This window comes from Clostridium sp. BSD9I1, from assembly GCF_900185645.1.
GTDB lineage: Bacteria > Bacillota > Clostridia > Clostridiales > Clostridiaceae > Clostridium_AK.
In genome coordinates this window covers 103,625-128,740 of the sequence record NZ_FYAM01000023.1, presented here as the reverse complement: position 1 = coordinate 128,740, position 25,116 = coordinate 103,625, and the positions used below count along the sequence as shown (strand labels likewise).

Here is a 25,116-nt window from a genome sequence, read left to right as displayed (position 1 = left end):
TTATTTCTCCAATAAGCCTTTTAACAAGTTATTTAAAGTATTTTGATGTACTTTTTCCCAATATTTTGGACTACTATTGGAATTATGGGATGATAAAATAACATTTTCCATACTTCTTAATGGACTATCCTTTGGAAGAGGTTCAAATTCAAAAACATCCAACCCTGCTCCACTAACCATATTATTTTTTAATGCTTCAACTAGATCCTTTTCTTTAATTATTGGTCCTCTTGCAGTATTAATAATTATTGGTTTTCTTTCCATTTTTGCAAATTCTTTTTCTGTCAATAGATGATAAGATGTTTCATTTAAATCACAATTTAAAGTAATATAATCTGCTCTTTTATATAACTCTTCCTTTGAAACCTCTTCAATATCATATTGTTCTTTAACAGCATTGCTAATTTCTCTAATATCATTTGATATTATTTTCATGCCAAAAGCCTGAGCTCTTCTCGCTACACGCATACCAATATTGCCCATTCCAATAATACCTATTGTTTGTTCAGAAAGTGCTTTCCCTTTTATTTTAATCCACTCTCTATTCTTCATTGCCTTATCTGAAGGTATAATAGTTCTAGAAAAACTTAATATCATCGCCATGACTGTATCTGCAACTGGGTGTGAAAACGCATCGGGTGTATTACAAACCTTAACCCCATATGTTTTAGCTGCATTTCTGTCAATAGAATCTATTCCTGTACCCCATTTAGAGATAACCTTTAATTTTTTTGCCTTTGCAAATACCTTTTCTGTGAATCTATCATCACCTGAAATAACTCCATCGTATTTCTCTATAATATCTATTAATTGAGCTTCTTCCATTCTTTCTTCTACCAAAGGTACATCTATTTCAATTTCATTTTCTTTAAAAAATTCTTCGAACCTATCAATTTCTTTTTGCATATATGGTGCTGTAACCAAAACTTTCCATTTCATATTTTATTCACTCTCCCTTTTTAATACTGCCCTTACTGGTGCTCCTTCAGAATTAGAAATATTGATAGGAAAAGCATAAAGTTCATATTCTCCACTTTCAACATTTCTTAAATCTAATCCTTCAAGCAATACAATATCTTTTTCCAATAAAATTTTATGTACGGTATTATATTCTTTTCCAAACTTTTGTATCGACAAATAGTCTATTCCCAAAAGTTCCATATTGTACTTTGAAATTTCATCTGCACCTGACATATCAAATGCAACATAATTTTCATCAAATTTATTATTCAATAGTGTTGAGTTCTTAGTTTTAAATAAAACCTTTTTATATTCACAAAAAACATTTTTATATGTGTTAATTATTTCTTTATTAATCACATCATCTGTAATTTCTATAACAAATACTTTTCCAGTACATAATTGTAATTGTATATCTTCTACCAATTTACCATTAGGTATATGATGAGCTGGAGCATCTATATGTGTCCCACAATGTATATCTGTATATAAACAACTATTTGTTACTTCATCTCCATTGAGTATATCCTTCAATTTGCCTATTTTAGGAGCAGGCATATTTGGCCAAATTGGTATTGTATCTCCCACTTTTAAGCTAATATCTATAAGTTGAATCATTAGTTATCCCTCTTTAATTTAACAATAAATTTTACTGGTGCAATGTAATCCTCTTTATTATCAGTTTTAAACTTCCTTGGGTAATAGAATCTTTTTTTAAGCTCATAAGTAATCTGTTTTTTAAATCTATGTCCTTTATATGCACCCCAAAACTGACAAAATCTAAATAGGAAAATTCCATAAAACTCTTTGAATTTATTTTCTTTAAAAGCACTATACAAATCAGTTAATAGATTAGAAAGAAACATTGCGATAAAATCATAAAAATTAAATTTTGTATCCGGAAATATATTCTTTAGTGCAATGGCTTCTCTTTTATATCGATTATATACTTGTTTATACTTTTCTTCATGAATATGATATACACCCGCTTCAGATTGATAGTATAGATCATGGCCTTTTTTATATATTACATTAGCCCAATCTAAATCCTCTAACCCTGTTAATTTTTCATCATAATTATAGGTTTCCCAAAGACTTTTTCTTATGGCACAATTGGCATTATTGCAAAAAGGATCATTTTGTTTCCCATTTTTATTATCAGGAAACCAAGTATTAAAGATTTCATGTTCAGAATATTTAGTTGTATCATAGCCCCTTTGTTTCCCATAAACTAAAGCAATATTCTCATCTTTTTCAAACGGCTCTATCATTTTGCTAATCCATTTATCATTAATTGGATAGCAATGTGCACTAATCATCAACATATATTTACCACTTGCTACTTTAATACCTTCATTTAATGAATAGCCAAAAGTGAACTCTTCAGGTGTTATCTGAACTAATTTAACTGGATATTTCTTTATTATTTCTAATGTATTATCTTCAGATCCAGAATCAACAATAACTACCTCAAGTATGTCTTTTTTGAAATCTTGTGTATATATTTTGTTCAACAGTGTATCAATATGTTTTTCTTCATTATAAGTTCTTATAATGATAGATACTATCTTTTTCATTAAGGCTCACCTCCTTAATTTTTTAATAAATATCATTTTATCATTCTATAAAAAATCTATTTTTTCTTTAAAGCCAAGACTTAAAAGCTTTCCTGCTATCTCATCATTAAAAGAACTTGCAATAACTATTTTATCAAATTCATTTCTAACTTTAAATATTTCATGGGGAGGAATTACTTTCTTTCCCTTAAATTTTCCGCCCCATTTTTCAGGATTTGAATCAGTAAAAAACTTTATATTTGCACCAACCAATTCAATATTTTTACATACTCTTTCAGACATACTACCTGTTCCATATAACAAATAAGTTTGTCCTTCCTTTAAACCTTGTAAATCATATCTTACTACTTTATATCCAAACTCACAGATATCTAGTATGATTTTTCTTAGTATTTTCGTAAATCCAGGAAACTCCTTATAAATATTACTTTTATCAATAAAATTTAATATTTTTTTACTATCTTTTTCAATACCTTGTTCTAATTCACAACCTCTATAAACATAATATCTCATAATTTGAAACTTAATTTGATTTCTTATATAATTAGATGATAGTGATAGCATATCATATCTATGAAGTTCATTGATAGCTATTTCCATATCTTCTGCACGTTGTTCTAAAATTAGCCATATTAAAAGTCCTATACGTCGATGTAAAAATACGCTTTCTTTTGAAGGTTCTGTTAGCCCGTTAATAAACTCTGGTAAAACATTGGTTAATCCCGCTCTTTCACTATATATACTATCTATAACATGTATCAGATTATTCTCATGCTTTAAATAATTATTACAAACAGTAGAACCACTATGAATTCGATAACCTATAGCACAGCCATCCACTCTATAAAAAGTTGCTCCACTACGTAGAATATCCGAAATATATAACCAATCTTCTCCATTTGGCAAATCTATTTTAAAACAAATAGACTTAAATATCTGAGCCTGTCCCATAATAGAGTTTAAATGAATAGGATTACTACTCATATTCCTAAATGTAATTTCAGTTTGATTTCCCATTTGCCAATCAAGCTTTTTTAAATTGTCATCCACTAACTCTGTCCTACAATATACACCTTTAAAATTCGGATTTTTCAAAAGTGCTTCGACTCGATTTTTTAATGCATTATGAAAAAATACATCGTCCGAATCTAAAAAAGTTATAAATTTCCCATTTGCCAGCTCTAATCCCCTGTTACGTGCGCAGGATACACCTTTACCTATATTATTATAAATTTTAATTCTTGAGTCTTGCTGGGAGATATTCTTAACAACTTCTATAGTTTTATCAATAGAATTATCATTAACAATTATGAGTTCCCAATTTTTAAAAGATTGGTTTTGTACCGACCTAATAGAATCAGCAATTACTTTTTCTCCATTGTAAACAGGCATAATAATTGAGACTACTGGATTCTTTAGATTATTGTCATTTACTAAACTTGTACAAGTTTCACATATACTCATAATTAACACCTCATAAGTTTTATTAAATAAAGTATATCCTTATTAGCTTATCTTCTTGAAAACTTTCTTTTAGTTGATTATAAATCTCTTTTTCATATGATAGAGAAGATATTAGAATATAATCTATTTGCAATTCATTTATTTTAGAGAAATGATATATTGGATAATTATTCACTCCAAAACCTTCCAAATTTTTATTGCTATCTAAAATTCCACATATATTAAATTGTGAAAAATCTATTTTATTGAATAAATCTTTGGTATGTCCCCCAGCACCATAAATATATATTTTAGAACTTTTTATTTTGTTAAGTCTCCTAGAAATATATTCAATATTACTTAGTTGAACTAAAGTATCTCCTACAAATGATAGCGTACCATTCATTAGATTATTAAAATCCTTATTAACCCTTTGTAAAAATTTAGTTCTATAAATTATACATTCTTCGATTATCTCATTTATTTTAAAATTCATAGTAGATAAATTAACAGGATAAATACTTTGATTCAACCCATTATTATTATCTATTAATTTTATTCCACATACTGCATAATCATTTTTTTTAATTATATCATTCATAAATGTCAAAAAGTATTTATTTAAAATACAACCTTCTCTTATAAAATATATCAACTCTTCATCAAATTGAGTCGCATCTATATTTTCCCTTTTATCGATGATGATTCTAAAATTATTATATGTTTGCTCCAAAATACTTTTATATGTAATAGATTTTTCAATATTTACTCCACAATTATCGTACACAACTAAAATTCTCTGTTTATCATTATTATTATGAAGGACAATTTCTTCACAATGATCATTTATAATTTTTAATAAATTAATAAAGTGCTTATGCCATTTTATTTCATTTTGGAATTCAGACAATTTATCTCCGTGATTCTTAAGTATTCTCTTTAAAAATTTAGCTCCTGTTTCACTGCTCCAGTTTAATGGATGTTTAATATGGTAAGCTATTGGATTAATAATTTTTTTTATTCTCACTTTATTAAGGATCGGTATAAGAATTATCCAATAATCCCATACTGGTTGTCCTATACAAAACTCTTCTTTAGGATATAAAAATGAAATTTCTCTATCAAAAAAGAAATAATCAAATCCATTATTCAACATCGTTCCGATTAAACTATCTAATGATTTTACATCCATTCGCGATCCAAAAATTATTGACTTTTCTGCCTGCTTATAAATATAGTTTTTAAAAATATGGCTCTCAACAAATAAATAGATATCTGAGTTGATAATACCGCATATTTTACTATCACAATTTCTAAAAAACTCCATAAAATCATCGAAATACACATATGGTTTACCATATTCATTTCTAGCATCTCTTTTAACTACTACAAATTCAATATCTGGAAAGTATGGCTTTAATTTTTCATATTCTTCAATACAATTTAGAGAAACAACATGAAAACCTAATTCAATCCACGTATTTATTGCATTTCTTTGATTTTCAATATCTTTAGGGGATATAGATGTAGCTACAGTAATAGTTTCTTCTTTATTCAAGCTTATATTTTTCAATTTTTGTCCTCCAAATTATATTTTCTTATTTTATAGATTTCAAATTATATAATGCCTCTGCTAAAATAAAATCTGATTCGTCATCAATATCAATAGCCTCATATTTATCCAACTCATACATATAAGGTTTCTTTCCAATTCTTTGCTTATTTTTTATAAAGCTATCCTTTGAAAACATGTATATATTCGAATTTTCCTCAAAAACAGGTGATAAATCCTGTGTTCTTATTAATTCATTTGGATTATGATTAATAGCATTTTGATTTTTATCAAATAACCTAGTTTGCAGTCTAGTTACTGTAAACAACGAATCATAAGTAGAAATATTCTCAAAGTAAAACTCTATGACTTTGTCAATTGTCTCAGTTGTTAGTAATGGATTAGTAGAATGTGTTTGTATGTAATATGGGGAATCTATTTGTGTTAAATCATAATTGATGATATCATTCATAGATATAAAATCCCCGATTAATTCTTTAGGCCTTCTAATAAATTTTACATCAAAATTTTTAATTGCTAGTTCCTGAATAACATCGCTATCCGTATCAATATATATATCTTTAATATATCTTGATTTTTCTAGTGATTCTAAAATTTTAAAAAATAGAGGTTCTCCTGCAAAATCTCGAATATTTTTATTTGGAACTCTTTCACTATGGCCTTTCATTGGCACTAAAGCTACTATTTTATTCAATTTATCACTTCCTTTAATTTCTTAATTAGAAATCATGCGTTCTTTTAGTACAGGAATATATGAAGGAGTTAAAGAATAATACTTTTTCTCTTGTTCCTCACCATATTCTATTAATCCTCTTAAATTTTCGCAATGTTCTTCATAATAATCTTCGTATATACGATCTCTAAAAAATGATGGATGCATATCAAAAACAGTTTTCATTAAGCCTTCATACTGAGCATCCTTGCTATGTTTCCAAAAGTATGTTTCACTTTTTTGTCTTCCATCACAACCTAAAATATATATTTCTTTCGCTATAGAAGAAGCAACTGGAATCATAAATAAAGTCAATATATTTGATGAGCCTCTAGTGTAAAAATGCTCTATATTAGGAAAGTTGAATTTATCTTTGCTTATAGTTGGCATTCCAATAATTTTATCTTTCATATTTGGATAATGAGCTAATAATATAGGAACATTATAATCTGGCACCAAGCAATACAAATCATTATACTTTTTCATTGACTCTAAAGCATCTTCTCTAAATTTTCTTGCATATTCACAAGGACTAAAATGAAATACAGGATCTGCAAAGACCAACAAGTCAGGTTTTATATGATTTTGTAGTCTGTGATTTTTAACTATGCTATTACAAACTATATTAAAACCGTTAGTATAATCAAATCTATAGGCTTGATCTAGCGAAGGTCCCGTTCCAAATAAATAGGCCTTTTGTTTATTTTTATTCTTTTTAACTAACTCACCAAAATTCAGCTTTGATAAATTATTAAAATATTCTTTAGCATTATTATCTAAACAATTGTAGTATATTGTTCTATAAGTCTGACACTCTACAGTTGAATAAAACATATGATCCACACAGTATACTTTTGATTTATTTGCTTCAATGATTGTTTCATCTAAAGACTTTTTATCCCAAACTAAAATAATGTCACAATTCAACATTTTTTTTTCAATTTGTTCTGTATCAACATAAATAACATTCTCTAATTTTTCTACATTATCTATATCAGTAGCTAAATATAATTTCACATTATTAAATTTAGTTTTAGGTATATACCATTCTATCCTCACTAATAAATCTTGTAAAACTTTTTTATCAGTAACCTTAGGATAAAAGCATATATCGTTAGCAATATCTATATTTCTACCTAATGTCATATTGTAAAGTGGTTTTATAGGTCTTATAATCATTTTTTCATCTATTCCTAATGAAACTAATTTATCTATCATGATTTGTGTTGATGCAAATGAAGTCACAATATACTTATATCGATTTATATCAATAGTTTTCAACTTACTTGGGCTAAATACATCCTTTCCCACAAATTCATTTTTATTAGGATTTGTTTCAAGAAAAAAACTAACTGATTTTTCTCCATATCGTGACTTTATTTGTAAAAAATACTGTTTTGCTGCTTCACCAGTTCCATATATGATATACTGCTGGTTATCTGTATGGTTCAATTCAGGTAATAAATAATGCAACCTTTCTCCCCCTTTTATTCATTTTTGCTATCCATTTAATATAATTCTTATTTTTCATAATAATTATATTAAATGAATAGTTTCTTTCTAGTCTTACTGATACGTACTATTTAAATATTCATGTGCTTTTTTATGATTACCACCACAAAGCTCTATACAATTTTAAAAGCATTTTATTGCTTCTGATTTTTTTATTTTATATTTCCATCATTGCCTTTTCCAAAAAGGAACTTGAATTTTATTCATACCTTTTTCTACCCTCTAACATGTTTTTACGTACTAAATATTATCTATTTCTCTCAAATACTCTTGAGCTTTTATATGTATACTATCAGAAAGTTCAATAGATTTTTCAAAACATTTTTTAGCTTCTAATTTATTGTTTTTACTTAAGTACAGTTCCCCTAAGTGGTAATATGCAGATATTATAAAATCCTTAGAACAAACGGCTAGTTCTGTATCCCAGCTTTCTTTATTTATACAATTAATATATTTAATAAAATAATTGATTGCATTTGTATTTTGTTTAAGAATTTTATATGTTTTTCCTAAATAAAAGTTTGTTTCAGGTAAATCTATTCTTACACAGTTTAAAATTTTATGGTATTCATTCAAAGTAAATTGTGAGTATAAATTTTTAAATAATTTTTTACGTATTAGTTTATATTCTATACTAAGCCGATATATTGCATTTAGATAAATATCCTCGACATTATATTCCAAATCTATTAATAATTCAACCAAATCATTTAAAGCAACATTAAAAAAATTATCCTTAACTTCTCTTTTTAATGATTCAATACTCATTTCTTTTTTAACCTTTACTACCTTTTCAATGTACTTCATTAAATAATTTAATGCTTCTTTACTATCTCCAATCTCTAAATAAGATTTATATAAATAATAAAATACCTCTAATAAATTATATCCTATATATTTTCCAATAATATTATTATAGTTTTTTTCTGCATACATTTTCGTTAATTGTTTATAAAAATCATTATAATTCTCAAGTTCTTTCAAATTATTATTAATATCTTCATAATAATTTTTTAAAACTATTTTATTACTCTCTAAGTTTAATGCAAAAATTGAATGTACAAACTCATCTCCATTTACTAGTTTAAATCCAGCTATTTTCATTATATTCTCTAAAGTTCCTAGCGAAAAATTATACATGTGTGCTAAAGTAAGATACTTTAGCATATCATACTCATACATACCAGTTTCTTTTAAATTTTTAATACCTGGCACTTCAATATATATAAGTCCATTTTCATTTAATAATTCTTTAATAATTTTTATTTCCTCTAAAGGCTGTGTAAAGTGCTCAAACACATGACTAAGAATTATTAAATCAGCTTTTAATCCCTTTTCTATTAAAACTTTACTATTTCCTTGATAAATATCTAGATTAAATACATTCTTTCCAGTTAAAATACATTCCATAGAATAATCACAACCATAAACATTACACTTTACCCCATTCTCAGCTAAAAAATTTCTTATACATACTAAATTATGACCTGTTCCACATCCAATTTCAATAATAGAGTTAATATGTTTATTAAGATGTTCCTTTAAAAAGTTCAGTCTATACTTCATTAAACTTTTATCTGTCTGATAAACCTTTTTATTATCAATCTTAAATCCAAATGTTAAACCTTGATATTCATTTTCATAAAAATGATCTAAATATTCATTTTTTATTCTAGGAGATGTTGTTATTAATCCACAATTTCTACATATACAAGCGGTAAAATTTAACCCAAATCGATCTTTCTCACTTAAAACTTCAAAATTATTGCTCCCACAAATACACTTATCAACTTTTTCTAATTCATATTCTTTACTATTAATTTTAAATTCTAATAATTTTTTATACTCTAATTGAACTTCATTCATATTCCAACTTGGAATACCATCATTCTTAAATCGATCTGAAATCATTTTTTCCTCCTAATATCAATCAGTTACATTGTATAAAACCAATTTCTTTAAAATCCATTAATTTTTGTTAACTCTTTAATATAAACTAATTAAAATACTTAACAATTTACTTTCTATGCTCCAAAATTACTATATTATATATTAAGTCATCGGTATTCATTTTCACTCTCATTCTTAACTCTTTAATATTCTCCACATTAATTTCATTCTTTACATCAATCCATTTTTCTGCTTTATATAAATAATATTGCAGTACTGGATTTCCTTTTGAATTTATTTTCACAAAAAAACTACCGTTAACTATCTTAATAGGTTTAAAATAAACAAATCCACTCTGTAGTCCATAAACAATTTCTGAAACTTCTGCTTTCCTTTGAGATGATATAAAATCTTCAAAGTCTATACAACTCATATATAGATGTAACGTATCTTTTAGAATTAATTTGTCATTATAAATTCTTTCTACTTGTTTTTCAAATTTGTTTAATTGAACGTATCCTTCTTTAAAGTTAATTAAATATGAAAAATCATCCGTTTGTTCTAATCTATATATTCCCAGAACATCAGAATCAAATTCTTTTGCTATATATAATTCCAATTTATCTTTTCTAAATGAATGTAATAACGTATGACTTACATTTGAACGAACGATTTCATTTAAAAATCCATCTCTATTTAAAACATCTAAAGCTTTACGATAACTAGAATCATATAAAAATTGTATGAAAAAATTAACATTTCTTTCTTTACTAAAATTAACTATAATTATTTCTCTTTTTTCAGGTTCTATAGATTCATTTAATAAACAATCTGCAATACCCCTCCTTTTAATCCAGTTATCTTTCTCTGTAATAGTAGGTGCAAAAGATATATTATTTTTATTGATATGGACGTTGGCAAGTGGAACTAAGGTGTCTAATTTAACTTTTCGATCTATGCCATACAAAAATTGCAAGTAAGATTTCATTTCATCTATATAAAATTTATCTGATAGCTCTACATCCAAGTCATTAGAAAAATTTATTTCTTTCAATAAATTATATCCGTTGAAACTTTTTTCTTTTGGTGATACAAATACAATATCCTCTATCCTATCTCCACTACTCATTTTTACTCTTAGTTTTATGTTATCATATACATCTAGTTTTTGGCCTTCCCTTATATTTTCCCATTCAGATTTCCGTTTGTTAAAATATTGTAAGTTAGGATTGCCCGAATAAATCATAAAAGCTTGTACAGTTTTTACTTTTACTTGTATTGGTTTAAAATAAATATATCCTTCTTTTTTACCTAAAGATAAGTTTTTTATAAATTTGTCGAGTCCAATCTTATTGATATCTGATGTTTTTATCGATAACAAGATATATCTTTTTTCAAATGAATTTAAATTTTTGATATATTTTATATGTTTTTTACCATTGATATCTAACATTATCATTTTATTTTCTTTAACATTTAATACCTTTTGTATTATGGGTTTTTCATGATATATTTGTTCATTTTTTTCGATAACTACATTGTTCTTATATTGATTTATCCAACAACCATTATTCCAAGTATAAGAGATAAATCCATCTATCTTATCTTCTTCTAATAAACCTTTATTAATCTCTATTTTCTCATCATAAATCTCGTCTAACTTTTCTATATGCTCCTTATTTGCTAGCATAAAATAATAAGGACCAACATAACCTGAATGATTTATACATATTAGATACTTAGTATCTATTTCTTTTGTTACAAAATAGTGTGAATATCTATCTTCTTTTTCAATTTTATTAGAAACATTAATTTTAGGTAATAATCCTCTTTGTTCTGTTTCAACAATATCTTCGGCTATCAATTTACAATCATCTTTAGTTATTTCTTCGATTATTTCGTAAAAAAAATTTAGACAACCCTCCGAACTAATATTATATATACATCTTTCATTTAATTCTTTATCTATATCATAGTTAAAGTTAATGTTTTTTATTATATAATTATCTTCTAATAAATTATCCCACAATAAAGAACGCTGCTCTGTTTTTATTTTATTCTTCACTATTTCACCTAACTTTCTTTTCACAACCTTTATAATTAAGAAATACCATCTATTTAATAAAAATTATCTTTTAACTGTAACTGAAAGCATTGAACAAATATAAACTTTTCTTTTAAAGTTTCTATAAACTCCTCTACTACATTTGATACAACTGCATATATTTCAAAGCTTCTTTTAGACAATCTTATACCCATTTCTTTTTCAGTTTCATTTTCCTTTTCTTTAAGATCTTCATTTCTCATAACACTTTCAATTGCAGCAACTAATTTATAAGCAAAAAAACCCAAATCTTCTTTATTGTTTATAATAACATCTATTCTATCTAATTGAGAAAACACTTTATTTATGTCACAAGGTTTATTATATTTATAAAAGCAAAGCATCTTCTCTGAATACTGAAATCCTTCTTTGCAAGCTTTTTTTATAATTTCTAGCTTATCTATTATTTTAAGCATTCTTTTTATAAATTGTTCTTTATCTATTATTATAGGCTTAGGAAGTACTTCTTTTGAATTTTTATTAAAAGCTTCTACTGCATATAGATCTATAGAGTATTTTAGCGGCATCGCTTCAGTACCTTTTATATGAGCACCGCCTTCTGTGCTATTTATAAATTTTATTGCTTGGCAGTCTTGTATAATATCCTCAAATTCTTCCCTATAAGAATTGAGTACTATACTCGTCCTAACCGAACTCCCATTTATATCCTTCACATAAACATTATAGCTTTCATCTTTACTCCATTTTTCTTTATCATTTTCATAACTATATTTTTTTTCATCAATCTTTCCTGCATAGGTTCCTTCTGCTTGAAACTTTTCATTAGTATATGCTAAATCTTGGCCAATGAATATTACTGTATTGCAGCCCATATAAACTGCTAAACCCATACAAAAATGTGCTACAGATCCCCCTTGGATAAGTGAATCCACCTTAATTCCAAGCATCTCTTCTAAATGCTTTTCCATCCCTTGATTTGCAGCAATTATTTTTGTACCCTTATGTTCCTTTACTACTTTATTACTTGCAGAATCCATAAAAACAAGTGGTATTTTCAAATCTATATAATCCCTTACAAAAGTGTACACTTCTTCTTGTGGATCTACTTCACACAAAAAATCCGGATTTATACCATTTTTCAGTAATATTCCTAGAGTTCTTGGTCCGCATATTATTATAAACTTATCCTGAACTTCTTTAAGTAAATGTACATTTTTAGTTAATGATGGTCCCGCTGATACTATAATTGCTGGTTTATCTTTATATATATCCTTTAGATAATTAACAGTATAAAATTCGTCTAGAGTAAATACATTTTCAATAAAATTATTAAACAATACATGTGAAAAAGTGTTCAGGGTATTATTTCCCATCTCTTTAGTCTTCTTAACACTTTTAACTTCATTAATAAAAAGCTCATATTCATTTTGAAATATCACATTATAATTTGAAAATACTGCAATCTTTATATTATCTATCATATGATCTTCAATAAAATCATTTAGATATTTTCTTATTTTGTCATCAAAATAGCATAGTGCTACTCTATTATCTTGTAGTATAAAACTATAATCACTTATTTTTATTGTTTCTTTTATAATAGTTGCACTAGGCTCTATTATAAAAACTTTATTATACTCTGATAATTGAGACAGTAAGTGTTTAATATGTTCTCCAGCACCTAATCCAAAAATTATAAATATTGTTTGAGAATTAATTTCACCTATGTTTTTATAAAAACTTTCTATATCTCTTTCTACTGAATATTTGCTTCCTATATACTTTAATTTATCATCTTTTTTTATTCTCATAACATATTTGTTATCTTTACTTATTTCTATATTACATTCTTCATTTAACTGAACATCATTTATTAGTTCAATTGTTTGTTTGGTTATTTTATTCATAACATCACCCATTTCAATATGTTACTATATAAATATATCTCTTATAAAATCCATATAAGTTATATATGGACTTATAATCGCTTTTTATGTCTGCTCATTATAGTACTTTGTACCTTATTGTCTATTTTATCCAAGAATTGTACTGAATTTTGTCTGCTTTTAATTATTTATCGTATAAAAAAAACTAATCTTTAAAATATTTTTTTACCTAAATTATATAAAAGCCTTATACGATATGTAAACGTTAAATAGTCCCCAGCTATTATTTGGCTGGGGACTATTTAACGCTTACTTTTATATTATCAATCTTAACAACACTTTATATATCCAAAACATATTTTTCATATGTATTTTCAATGCCATTTTCAAGTTCTATTTTATATTTCCAACCTAATTTTTCAAGTTTGCTTACATCTAATAATTTTCTTAAAGTTCCATCTGGTTTATCAATATTAAATCTCAGCTCTCCTTCATACTCAACCACTTCTTTTATCATTTCCGCTAACTCTTTTATAGTAACTTCTTTTCCCGTTCCTACATTAAAAAAGTCATTTCCTTCATAATTCTCCATTAAAAATACACAAGCATCTGCCATATCATATACATGTAAAAATTCCCTAAGTGGTTTTCCTGTACCCCATACTTCTACATAAGGTTCATTATTTATTTTAGCTTCATGAAATTTTCTAAGTAGTGCTGGTAGCACATGAGAATTTTCTAAATCATAATCATCATTAGGACCATATAAATTTGTTGGCATAACAGAGATAAATTTAGTACCATATTGTTTATTATAATACTGGCACATCTTAAGTCCAGCTATTTTTGCAAGAGCATAAGCTTCATTTGTAGGTTCTAAATAATCTGAAAGTAAATATTCTTCCCTTATAGGTTGAGGACAATTTTTAGGATATATGCATGAGCTTCCTAAAAACATAAGTTTCTTTACTCCAAAATCATAGGCTGCCTTAATTACATTACATTCTATCATTAGATTTCCATATATAAAATCTGCTGGATAAGTATTATTTGCATTTATACCTCCAACTTTAGCTGCTGCTAAAAAAACATATTCTGGTTTTTCCTTCAAGAAAAATTCTCTCACATTTGTTTGATTTGTTAAATCTAACTCACTATGAGTTTTTCCTATTATATTTTTATATCCTTTAGATTTTAAATTTCTAACTATAGCCGATCCAACAAGTCCTCTGTGTCCTGCTACATAAATTTTACTTCTCTCTTTCATATTTCCATCTCCAATTTTTATACAAAACCTAACAATATTAATTACAAACTGTTATACTTAATAATAGTCATTTTCTAAACAGTTTAACCATTTATTATTTCTTGCTTGTTGCTGCTACTTCTTTATATTGCTGTGATGTAAATCCGCATATATCTTTAACATCTGATTCTACCATCATTTTAACTAATTTTTGAAAACTCACCCTTCTTTTCCATCCAATTTCTTTTTCCACTTTAGATGGATCTCCTAAAAGAAGATCAACTTCTGTTGGTCTAAAATATCTTGGATTTACATCTACAAGTACTTTTCCTGTTCTTTTATCTATGGCTTTTTCATCTATACCTTTTCCAATCCATTCTAATTCTATTCCTACTTCTTTAAATGATAAATCAGCAAATTCTCTTACTGTATGAGTTTCCCCTGTAGCTAATACATAATCTTTTGGTTTATCATTTTGAAGCATCATCCACATACCTTCTACATAGTCCCCAGCAAAACCCCAGTCACGCTTTGCATCTAAGTTTCCTAAAGAAACTTTATCTTGAGTTCCCCCTATAATACTCGCTACTGCTCTTGTTATTTTTCTTGTAACAAAGGTTTCTCCTCTTCTTGGGGATTCATGATTAAAGAGTATTCCGTTGCAAGCAAATATATTATAGGCTTCTCTATAATTGACAGTTATCCAATAAGCATAAAGTTTTGCAGCTGCATAAGGACTTCTTGGATAGAAAGGCGTGTCTTCATTTTGAGGAGCTGTTCCAGGTAACCCTCCAAAAAGTTCTGACGTTGAAGCTTGATAATATTTAGTTTTTATTCCACTTTCTTTTATAGCATCTAGAATTCTTAAAGTCCCTATTCCATCTGTTTCTACTGTATACTCTGGAACTTCAAAAGATACTTGAACGTGGCTTTGTGCTCCAAGGTTATATATTTCATCTGGTTTGATTTTTTCTATCATTCTATTTATGTTACTTGAATCTGTTAAATCTCCATGATGTAGAAATAAAGTTTTATTTCCTATGTTGGGATTTTCAAACAAATGATCTATTCTTTTGGTATTAAAAGTACTTGCTCTTCTTATCATGCCATGAACTTCATACCCTTTAGAAAGTAAAAATTCTGCAAGATAAGAACCATCTTGTCCAGTTATCCCTGTAATTAGTGCTTTTTTCAATAAATTCATCTCCTATTTACTATATATTTCTTCCATACTCATCATCAAATCTAACAATATCATCTTCTTCTAAATAAGCTCCACACTGAACTTCAATAATTTCTAAAGGAATTAAGCCTGGATTTTCAAGTCTATGTAAGGTTCCTTTTGGTATATACGTAGACTGGTTTTCATAAAGAAACTCTTCATTGTCTCCATTTTTAATTTTTGCTGTACCACTTACAACAATCCAATGTTCACTTCTATGATAATGTAATTGTAAACTAAGTTTTTGGTTAGGTTTTACTATTATTTTTTTTATTTTATATCCTGATTTTTCTTCTATAATCTTATAGCTTCCCCAAGGTCTTTCAACTGTTTTATGCTCTATATATTCTTTACTATTTTTTAACTTTAATTTATTAACAACTTCCTTAACCCTTTGAGTTTCACTAAGTGGGCATACCATAAGTGCATCATCCGTATCAATAATTGCCATATTCTCTAGTCCTATAGCAGCTATTAATCTATCTTTTCCATAGATAAGACTGTTTTTTGTATCTATTACAATGTGATCACCTGAAATTAAATTATCTTCTTTATCCTTTTGACTTACTTCGAATAAACTCTTCCATGTTCCTATATCATTCCACCCAAAGGATGCAGGAACAACCCATGCTTTATTTGTACTTTCCATGATAGCGTAATCAATAGAATCTTCTTCTACTTCATCGTAGGCACAAGCAACTTCCTCCATAACAAGAGAATTATACTTATTATATATTTTTGAAACATCTTTACACAATCTTTCCCCTTCTTTAAATAGCGTTCCTACATGAAAAGCAAACATTCCACTATTCCATAAATAATTACCTTCTTTAATATATTGTTTTGCTGTATTATAATCAGGCTTTTCAACGAATTTATTAATAGAATAAGGTTTATTTGATTTAATCTTTTCCTTATCCACTTTTATATATCCATAACCTGTTTCAGGGTGCGTTGGCTTAATTCCAAAGGTTACAAGATAGCCTTCCTTTGCCTTTTCTATACCTATATTTATTGTATTAATAAAATCATATTCTCCCATAATTAAATGATCCGAAGGCAATACTAATAAAATTGTATCTTCACCATAAAGCTCCTTGCATCTTGCAGCTGCCCAAAAAATTGCCGGCGCAGTATTTTTACCTGTTGGCTCTTGAAGAATTGATATATATTCCTCATCTTTAATATGTTTGTGAAATTCCTCTTTTAATATCTTTATTTGACTTGTTACTGGATTATATAATTCCTTATTTGTTATTATCCATTGTTTGTCCGGCGGCACTATAGGCCATAATCTCTTGCAAGTTTCCTGCAATAGTGTTCTATTTCCTATTAAAGACAATAACTGTTTAGGTGTATTTTTTCGACTTACAGGCCAAAGCCTTGTCCCTGAACCACCTGCTAATATTAAACTAACTGTATTCATAAGACCTTCACGTCCTTTAATTTAAACTAATTATCATAATTAATATACCATTTACATTTACAACCTAATTTCTTCTTTTAATATAGGTTTAATATGCATAGAATTATAGCTTCCTTGTTTCGCCTTTTTCTTATTCTTATAATAGTCATGGACTCCTATATAAAAAGCTGTTGGAAGCACCGCATACATCTTTCCTAAATCATAGGCATTAAGTGATTCTTCTTCTGTCATCAGTTCCTCATACATTCTCTCACCAGCCCTTAACCCTATGTACTGAATTTTTATTTTTTGTGATTGTAAATTTAGTTTGCTACAAGTACTTTCTATTATAACTTCAGCTAAATCTTTTAATTTAATTACTGGCATCTTTAAAATAAAAAGTTCTCCTCCTACTGAGTTCTCTGCTGAATACATAATGAGATTTACTGCTTCATCTAAAGCCATCATAAATCTAGTCATATTAAAATCGGTTACGGTAATCATTTTATTCTCAGCTATCTGTTTTTTGAATAATGGTATTACTGATCCCCTAGATCCCATAACATTTCCAAATCTTACTGCAACAAATTTTGTCCTTTTATTACCTTTACTATAGTTTGCAGCTTGAACAAGCTTTTCTGCAAGAAGCTTGGTAGCTCCATAAGAATTAGTAGGATTTATAGCCTTATCTGAACTTGTAAATAGCACGCATTCAACGTTATGATATTCTGCTGCTTTAATTACATTTTCCATTCCTGATATGTTTGTCTTTATTGCTTCTGTTGGATTATATTCACAAGCTGGTACATGTTTCATAGCAGCTAAATTAAATACTATATCTATTCCACTCATAGCTCTTTCTACTCTATCGTAATCTCTGACATCTCCAATTAAAAACCTAAACATTGCAGAGTTTTTATATTCTTGCTCCATCAAAAACTGCTTATATTCGTCACGGCTAAATATTCTAATTACTTTAGGACTATGTTTTATTAGTTCTTTTACTAGACCATTTCCTATGGTTCCTGTTCCACCTATTATTAATATACTTTTGTTAGTAAAATAACTCATTGGTTATTTCCTCCAGAAATTGTGCTGATTTTTGTCTACTTTTAATTATTTATCGTGTAGAAAAACATAATCTTTAAATTTTTTTGTCTAGATTATATAGAAAGAAAGGTCTTATATGACCATAACATATAAGACCTTTCTCACTAATTTATTATAGAATTCCTTATTATACTCTTCCACTGACCTATTACAGGTAATATTTCATATTCTAATAAATCTCCAACTAAAATATAATCTTCATTATTAAATGCATCAATTATCTCTACCAATTTTTCTCTAACTTCATCATAATTAACTTCTTGCTTATGAATACCAACTGTAAGTTTCATAGCATCACTTAGCCATTCTACCCCGTCCAGTATGTAAGGAATTATTTCTACAGCTTTTCCTTCTTCATTACTTCTAAACACTCCTATACCTTCAACTATTCCAGCCTCAAGTTTTACTATATATTCATTTGCAGTTTGAAGAGTTTCAAACTGTTGTTTTGAGAATTCTTCTGCTTGATCCTCTACATTCATGTCTTAACCTCCAATATTTAGTTTATTGTCTCGGTAACTTAATATACAAATGTTATTTATATATTAAAGTAATATCATTATTTCATACAAACCGCTATCATATTAACAGCAGTATCCTTCATTCCCTTTTCAACTTTATAATTGCTTACTGAATAATATTCTATTCTATTAAAATATTTTTCTATCAATCTACTAAACTCAACAAAACTATATTCCTTAATATGAAATGGATTATTAATATGTTTTCTCATTTCTCTATTTGGAGTAGATATGATAAATTTTCCTCCTCTTTTTATAACCCTATATGCTTCGTGCAAATATTTTTCAACCATATCTAAAGATAAATGCTCAAAAACTTCATATGAGACATAAACATCAAATTCATCATCTTTATATTCCAGATTAGTTACATCTCCTTTTACCCAAGAAATGTTATTCATTGAGTATGTTTCTTTAGCAAAATTAATATTATCATCTGCAATATCTAATGCCTCTACATGAGAACATAAACTTGAAAAATATGCTGCTCCATATCCAAACTCGCATGGCGCTTCCAGTACTGTATCACTGTTATTAATAAAATCACCTGCAAATATATACCTTTCAGCAATTTTTAAATATCCTAGCATAGTCATAAATTGTGATGCTGGAATTGCCCTTTCCCAATTGTAAACATCTGCATTTATTTTTATATCTTCAATCATATCTTTATTAAATACAAATCCTGCAATACCATTAATAAAATCCACCTGACACTGCATAGCTTCATGGATAAATTTCACAATGAATTTTATGTTCTTACTTCTCTTCATTTGGTCTGGTATGATAATCTGATTATTTTTTCTATCACTCCAAATATTGCTAATAACGAGCTTTTTATTACTACTATTCATTATAATAAATTCAATTAATTCATAGTCATCGTTTATATTTTCTTTTTTGCCAATTATTATTTTTGATGACTCAAAATCATAGTTATCGAAATTATATTGACTATACCCAATAAACTTATTCAATCTATCATATATATACTCTAAAATGATTATATTATTATTTTCTTTTTTATTAATTTCTTCAATAGTTCCTTTTATCATTTCAATTTGTTTATTTAATGAATATTTTTCTTCAATAAATTTTCTATACTCTTTAGAATCATACTTCTTATCTAGTATCATATTTACTGCTTCGTCAATAGTGTTGAAAAGGTACTTTTCATCCCATATTTCTTCTGAAAAAACGAAATCATGAATTACTGGTTTTATGCCCCTTGCCATAGCTTCTGCAATACCATATCCGAAACTCTCGTGAATACTTGTAGATACTATATAGTTTTTATCTTCTAACCATTTGTTTATATTATTTTGCCAACCTTGAAAGATAACATTATTTTGTAATCCCATCTTTTCAACTTGGTAATTCCAATAAAGTTCAATAAGCGAATCTTGAAATTGCCCTGCTACATAAAGCTTATATCTTTTATCAATTTTTACAAGCTTCTCAATTATTTGTATTAATAGAAAAGGATTTTTCCTTTGATGTATATATCCAATATAAGCAATGTTAAATCCACTATTTCTTTCTTTTAATTCATATTTATCTAAATTAACACCATTTCTTATTGTTATAATCTCAACTCTTTTATCAATATCCGGCAATTGAGCTAGCAAAAAATTTTTCAAATGGTCAGTTACTATAACTAACTTGTCTACGTTTTCCCATTCTACATTTTGAGGATAAGATGTCAAAGCTTCATATCTATGCAACCTACATATAATTTTCTTCTCTTTAGCTAACTTATGTTTACTTCCATAGGCTACCAGTTCATCGCACCATTCGAACCAACAAATATCAGCCCATTCCATCCACTCATCAATTTGGCTCAAATTGGTTATGGTTACTTTTTTAACTTCATACTCTTTACATAATTCATTTACTATATCCCAAATGAATTTATCATCACCTTTATCAAAGAAAACTATTTTCTTTTTCTCTTTTAATAAACTTGGCTTCTTAATTCTTATATTATCTAAAACAATACTAATTTCTTCTTTTACAAATTGGTTATTACATCTTTCTGATGCCTTTTTATAATATTTATATGCTAAATTATAATCTTCTTTTTCATTATATACATAAGCCAAATTATAATTTAAATCAAAGTTTTCTTCATCAATAATAAGACCATCAAGTAATATATTTTCTGACTTATCAAAATTCCCTTTCATCATGTATATAATAGCTTCCATGGAATATACTTCAACATCATCACTAACTATCTCTTTATACTGCTGTATTAATAATACTGCTTCCTCTAACTTTCCGTTGTCTATAAGCATAGTTATATTATTTTTCAGAGTAACCTTTAGATTGTCCATTTCTTTCATTTTGATAATCACCTCATATGGCTTAATTATTTATTTATCGTGCAGGAAACCATAATCTTTAATGCAAGACTCTTATTATCTAATGCAACAGAAAAAATGAACTATCTCAAGATAATTTAAGAAATCATTTTCAAATAGTCCATCAATTTAAAGAGTATTGATAAGTTTATATTTTTCCTCTAAGACTGGAATCCCCTTCTACAACAGTTGTTATGTTATCAATTAGCTTATCTATCTCAACATATATTTCTTTTTCACTAGCATTTTCCTTTGCCATACTATAGAATTCTATCGCTTCATGATATCTTTTTTCTATTTCATAAATATATCCTAAATTATATAGCAAATCAAAGTTATTACCATCTAGCTCTAATCCTTCTTTTATCAACGTCTCTGCTTCATTAAGTTTATTTTCTACGATATAAATAATAACCTTCATGGATAATATCTCTAAGTCATTTTTAATTATACTTTCATATTCTTCTATTAATTTTTTCGCCGCTTCATAAATTCCTTGCTCTATTAATCTTTTAATTTTATCTTTTATCACTAATGCATAGTTTTCCAACTCAATATTTTTTTCATTTTTACCTATTAAATGTTCTATATATACTACCATAGCATTAGCCATTTCTTCATCTTCAAGTACAGCATCTTTAATTGCTTTCACTGCAGATACTATGTCTTTATTTTCAATATACTGAAGAGCTAAAGATATCTTTTCTAGGAACAACGTTTCTTCATTACTTAAATTTTCTTTCATATTTTCATATACTAAAAAGCTATAATTCATATGTTTAAGTATAATCTTTAATATATGTTCTTTATTCAATCCACTTATAGTCTTCTTATTAAGAGCTTGTACTAAAATATATTTAGTAATCTTTCTAAGCTTCGTTATTTCATCCAAATTTAAATCTACATCTTCATTATTAATTAAAAAAGTAATAATATTTATTATTGCTTTTTCTAACGTTACTGCACTTAAGTTTTCTACATCCTGATTAGACATAAATTTAATTGTATCTCTTAATGAATTTTTCTCTCTTTTCTCTATGGATGATTTTATCAAATAAGTATATTCATCTTTTATATTTAACTTATTAAATTCATTAAAAAGTATTTTTAATTCTTGCTCATTTAAGTTTATTATTTCATTTCTGATATAATAAATAAAGTTCAGCTTATCATTCTCTGTTGCAAAGTATATATATTCTTTATAAAATATAGCTAATTCTCTGAAACTTTTAAGCTGTATATAGCTATTAATCATTCCAAATTGATGCCTAACTATCCCATCCTTGTTTTCAGTCAATGTATACTCTATAAACTCTGAATACTTACAAAGACTTAAATAAGAAATCATAATATCTGTTTCTGCTATTTTTTTCGAATCAACACTGTAGAATTCTAATCTTGTATCATTTATTATAGGATTCTTATATATATTTTTTAGTATCTTTAAATAATATTTATAATAATCTATGGCTTCTTCATAATTCTTTTTTAAGAATAATGATTGAGCTTTAAAATATATCGCATCAATAAACTCAGGACTTATACTTAAAATATCATCACATATTTTAATTGTTTCATCATATAAAGTATTGCAAAAGTATACTATCGCTGCTGCATTATAATAAACTATATACTTATAATCTAAAGGAACCTTTTGTAATATTTTCATAAATAGCTTTGCTTGATTTAGACTTTCTTTATGTTTTCCATATATAGAATAACTCTTTGTTAGTTGGTATCTATAATAAAGATTTTGTGGTTCTTTTTCTAATTCCTTTTTTAAAATATAACCTGTTCTATTAAATTTTTTTTCTTTAACTTCTCTGCTATTCATTATATAACCGTAATGAAGTATAGTTAAATCCAAATTCATTATAGGTTTTTTGAAATTAGGTTGGTTATGAACACTTCCTGAATAATAAAATGTGTCTTCATTTTTAAATATAAAGTTTCTTACAATCATTGAGTACTTTTTAAGTTGAGTATCTTCATAATTCTTTTCTTTAAAAGTATATGTTGAATATTCCTTATATTCTTCAGTTGAAAATAGCTCAATTAATTTTCCTGATCCATCTTGTTCTAACTCTTCATCTGCATCAGGAATAAATAAATATTCTCCTTGCGCTAATGATATACAATAGTTTCTCATCTTAGAAAAATTACCTTGCCATGCTTTGATATATATTTTATTTGTATATTTTGATGCAATATCAAAAGTTTTATCTGTAGATCCCGTGTCCACAAAAATCAATTCAGCAATTCCAGAATCTATTAATGGCTTTATACTTTTCAAACATTTACCTAAGAACTTCTCTTCGTTTTTAGCCATTATGCATATACTTAATTTATATTTATAAATATTATTAACTCTTATAATCTTTTGTATATAATACCTTGTTGGCATCGTCATTATCTCGTAAATTTCGGCTACTTCTTTTAAAATAGTAACAGCATCTTCAACTTTTCTTAAATTTATAAGATTTAATGCTTGTTTTATTTGTATTAAAAAATCTCTTTTATCTTTCTTTATATCACTATTATTATTTAATAACCATAAGCCATATTGTAGATAGTCTTCAAATAATCGTATTATCTTATCTTTTTCATGCTTTTTTTCTGAACGATAACTCATATTTTTTGAGTATATTTCAATTAAGTTCATATATATTTCTATAGTTTGATTTTCAATAGTATTTAATTTCTGTTTTGTATCTGTTGAAGTTAAAAAATCATATATGATTAAATAAAAGTTATTATATTCATCAAATATATTTTTCATATAAGCATCTATAGTATCTTTATTTATAATTGTAAATATCTCACATATTAATTCTTTTCTTTTAAATAACTCAAGTATGATGTTAGTAAAATAAATATCCTCTTCGTTAAACTCATTTCCTTCTAATACATTTTTTAGATAATCTTTTGATAATTCATTGTTTATAATTTTCCTTCTCAAACACAAATATTCACAATATTTGCAATCTAGCTTTTCAGAAATAAAGTAATTTTCTATAGTTTGATTAAAAATATTCTCTAATTCTATCTTAGACTTTTCTAAACAATTATAAAATTTAAGCTTAATATTTTCATCTTTTATAATATAATTTTTATACCATAAATAAAGTTCTTGAAATTTGTTATCTTTTATAAATTTAGTTACATTATGATTTAAATTAACTTCCAAGTTATTAAAATAACAAAAATCATCAATTTCAACTTCTAACTTTTTCTCGTCTAAAGTTTGCAAGTTATAAATAATATTACTTTCTTTTTTATAATAGTTATCTTTTAAATAATATCTTTTTATATTCAATTTTATATTTACATCTTTATACTTTACTAGTAGTTCTTTTATATGTTTAACTAACTCCTCATTTAAGACCATACCGCTTTCTATAATTAATATGTTCTTATTAAAGCATGATGCATAGCAAAACTCCCGAAATTTTTTATAATCTTCTTTAAATTCATATATTATATGATCATACTCTATATCAAGCTTTTCTTCTAAATTGTTTATTATAACTAGTTGGCTTTCCCCATCTTCCAAAAGCGTGTTTAAAATTTTGATGTAATTATATATATTATCTTTCGAATCTTCTTTTATAACTATACTTAGATTTTTCAT

General features: G+C 26.6%; 17 protein-coding genes. All 17 read right to left on the bottom strand.

The window, feature by feature from the left end; genetic code table 11:
* Positions 1–939, bottom strand: a complete 939-nt coding sequence (locus BSD9I1_RS08000) for an NAD(P)-dependent oxidoreductase (protein ID WP_186429896.1) — start codon at positions 937–939, stop codon at positions 1–3.
* Between the two features lie 3 nt (positions 940–942).
* On the bottom strand, positions 943–1,578 hold the full coding sequence (locus BSD9I1_RS07995) for a cyclase family protein (RefSeq protein WP_186429895.1): 636 nt from the start codon (positions 1,576–1,578) through the stop codon (positions 943–945).
* Complete coding sequence (locus BSD9I1_RS07990) at positions 1,578–2,537, bottom strand: glycosyltransferase family 2 protein (RefSeq protein ID WP_186429894.1); 960 nt, start codon at positions 2,535–2,537, stop codon at positions 1,578–1,580. The genes BSD9I1_RS07995 and BSD9I1_RS07990 overlap by 1 nt, the downstream gene beginning before the upstream one ends.
* Positions 2,538–2,582: 45 nt before the next feature.
* A complete protein-coding gene (locus BSD9I1_RS07985) occupies positions 2,583–4,001 on the bottom strand; it encodes a glycosyltransferase family 2 protein (protein ID WP_186429893.1) in 1,419 nt (472 codons plus the stop codon).
* Positions 4,002–4,023: 22 nt separating this feature from the next.
* Entirely contained in the window at positions 4,024–5,553 is a 1,530-nt protein-coding gene (locus BSD9I1_RS07980) for a nucleoside-diphosphate sugar epimerase/dehydratase (RefSeq protein WP_186429892.1), read from the bottom strand.
* Positions 5,554–5,578: 25 nt separating this feature from the next.
* Complete coding sequence (locus tag BSD9I1_RS07975) at positions 5,579–6,247, bottom strand: cytidylyltransferase domain-containing protein (RefSeq protein ID WP_207653896.1); 669 nt, start codon at positions 6,245–6,247, stop codon at positions 5,579–5,581.
* Between the two features lie 21 nt (positions 6,248–6,268).
* Entirely contained in the window at positions 6,269–7,738 is a 1,470-nt protein-coding gene (locus BSD9I1_RS07970) for a hypothetical protein (protein WP_186429891.1), read from the bottom strand.
* 279 nt (positions 7,739–8,017) lie between these two features.
* Positions 8,018–9,688 (bottom strand): methyltransferase domain-containing protein, encoded by a 1,671-nt coding sequence (locus tag BSD9I1_RS07965; protein ID WP_186429890.1) that lies wholly within the window; start codon positions 9,686–9,688, stop codon positions 8,018–8,020.
* Between the two features lie 106 nt (positions 9,689–9,794).
* On the bottom strand, positions 9,795–11,732 hold the full coding sequence (locus tag BSD9I1_RS07960; protein ID WP_186429889.1) for a hypothetical protein: 1,938 nt from the start codon (positions 11,730–11,732) through the stop codon (positions 9,795–9,797).
* Between the two features lie 53 nt (positions 11,733–11,785).
* Entirely contained in the window at positions 11,786–13,639 is a 1,854-nt protein-coding gene (locus BSD9I1_RS07955) for a motility associated factor glycosyltransferase family protein (RefSeq protein WP_186429888.1), read from the bottom strand.
* Positions 13,640–13,958: 319 nt separating this feature from the next.
* Positions 13,959–14,885, bottom strand: coding sequence for a GDP-L-fucose synthase (locus BSD9I1_RS07950; RefSeq protein WP_186429887.1), 927 nt, complete (start codon positions 14,883–14,885; stop codon positions 13,959–13,961).
* A 94-nt stretch (positions 14,886–14,979) separates the two neighbouring features.
* Positions 14,980–16,059 (bottom strand): GDP-mannose 4,6-dehydratase, encoded by a 1,080-nt coding sequence (gene gmd / locus BSD9I1_RS07945; protein WP_186429886.1) that lies wholly within the window; start codon positions 16,057–16,059, stop codon positions 14,980–14,982.
* 19 nt (positions 16,060–16,078) lie between these two features.
* A complete protein-coding gene (locus BSD9I1_RS07940; protein ID WP_186429885.1) occupies positions 16,079–17,512 on the bottom strand; it encodes a mannose-1-phosphate guanylyltransferase/mannose-6-phosphate isomerase in 1,434 nt (477 codons plus the stop codon).
* A 57-nt stretch (positions 17,513–17,569) separates the two neighbouring features.
* Positions 17,570–18,562 (bottom strand): SDR family NAD(P)-dependent oxidoreductase, encoded by a 993-nt coding sequence (locus BSD9I1_RS07935; protein ID WP_186429884.1) that lies wholly within the window; start codon positions 18,560–18,562, stop codon positions 17,570–17,572.
* 143 nt (positions 18,563–18,705) lie between these two features.
* Entirely contained in the window at positions 18,706–19,083 is a 378-nt protein-coding gene (locus BSD9I1_RS07930) for a hypothetical protein (protein ID WP_186429883.1), read from the bottom strand.
* A gap of 77 nt (positions 19,084–19,160) precedes the next feature.
* A complete protein-coding gene (locus tag BSD9I1_RS07925) occupies positions 19,161–21,467 on the bottom strand; it encodes a methyltransferase domain-containing protein (RefSeq protein ID WP_242966444.1) in 2,307 nt (768 codons plus the stop codon).
* A 166-nt stretch (positions 21,468–21,633) separates the two neighbouring features.
* Positions 21,634–25,116, bottom strand: a complete 3,483-nt coding sequence (locus BSD9I1_RS07920) for a TPR domain-containing glycosyltransferase (RefSeq protein WP_186429882.1) — start codon at positions 25,114–25,116, stop codon at positions 21,634–21,636.

Bases quoted from the DNA above. Each gene is read 5' to 3' on its own strand.
- BSD9I1_RS07940 (WP_186429885.1), bottom strand. From the start codon at position 17,512: ATGAATACAGTTAGTTTAATATTAGCAGGTGGTTCAGGGACAAGGCTT.
- BSD9I1_RS07930 (WP_186429883.1), bottom strand. From the start codon at position 19,083: ATGAATGTAGAGGATCAAGCAGAAGAATTCTCAAAACAACAGTTTGAA.
- BSD9I1_RS07925 (WP_242966444.1), bottom strand. From the start codon at position 21,467: ATGAAAGAAATGGACAATCTAAAGGTTACTCTGAAAAATAATATAACT.
- BSD9I1_RS07920 (WP_186429882.1), bottom strand. From the start codon at position 25,116: ATGAAAAATCTAAGTATAGTTATAAAAGAAGATTCGAAAGATAATATA.
- BSD9I1_RS07955 (WP_186429888.1), bottom strand. From the start codon at position 13,639: ATGAATAAAATAACCAAACAAACAATTGAACTAATAAATGATGTTCAG.
- BSD9I1_RS07995 (WP_186429895.1), bottom strand. From the start codon at position 1,578: ATGATTCAACTTATAGATATTAGCTTAAAAGTGGGAGATACAATACCA.
- BSD9I1_RS07965 (WP_186429890.1), bottom strand. From the start codon at position 9,688: ATGATTTCAGATCGATTTAAGAATGATGGTATTCCAAGTTGGAATATG.
- BSD9I1_RS07990 (WP_186429894.1), bottom strand. From the start codon at position 2,537: ATGAAAAAGATAGTATCTATCATTATAAGAACTTATAATGAAGAAAAA.
- BSD9I1_RS07950 (WP_186429887.1), bottom strand. From the start codon at position 14,885: ATGAAAGAGAGAAGTAAAATTTATGTAGCAGGACACAGAGGACTTGTT.
- BSD9I1_RS08000 (WP_186429896.1), bottom strand. From the start codon at position 939: ATGAAATGGAAAGTTTTGGTTACAGCACCATATATGCAAAAAGAAATT.
- BSD9I1_RS07985 (WP_186429893.1), bottom strand. From the start codon at position 4,001: ATGAGTATATGTGAAACTTGTACAAGTTTAGTAAATGACAATAATCTA.
- BSD9I1_RS07935 (WP_186429884.1), bottom strand. From the start codon at position 18,562: ATGAGTTATTTTACTAACAAAAGTATATTAATAATAGGTGGAACAGGA.